At 30.4% G+C, this 457-nt stretch carries 1 protein-coding gene and 1 pseudogene; both read right to left on the reverse strand.

The window, feature by feature from the left end; translation table 11 throughout:
- A pseudogene (locus tag FUA24_RS25940) lies at nt 1–143 on the reverse strand (SRPBCC family protein); the annotation flags it as partial.
- A gap of 29 nt (nt 144–172) precedes the next feature.
- Nucleotides 173–457: orotate phosphoribosyltransferase (locus FUA24_RS23625; RefSeq protein WP_394344240.1), on the reverse strand; the 285-nt coding region annotated here is incomplete at its 5' end.

The raw sequence follows: 457 nt of genomic DNA on the forward strand, positions 1-457 counted from the left end.
AATAAAAACTTATCGTCTTCTAAAACTTCAAACTTACTAATGTTTTCAGGCATTAAAGATTCAAAGTTTTTTACATCAGATAAAAAATTGAAAACGTCTTCAGGAGACTTTTCTACGTTTATTTTTGGAGATTCTAAATTCATTTATAAGTATTTTAATTACAACTAGTGTATCAAATAGCGTTCCATTCACTTGGGTTACTATTCCATTCAGCTAATGTTTTTAGTTGTTTTTCGGTAATATAATTGGTGTCTAGTGCTTGTTCAAGCAAGCTTTCGTAGTTGCTTAAGGTTTGAAGCATAAGGTTTTTGTTCTCAAAATTTTTGGTAGCCACTTCAAAACCATAGGTAAATATAGCTATCATGCCTTTAACATTTATACCTGCATTTTTTAATGCGGTAACAGCGTTTAAACTACTTTTGCCTGTGCTTATTAAATCTTCAACCACCACAACATT

The sequence above is a fragment of the Seonamhaeicola marinus genome (genome assembly GCF_008085455.1).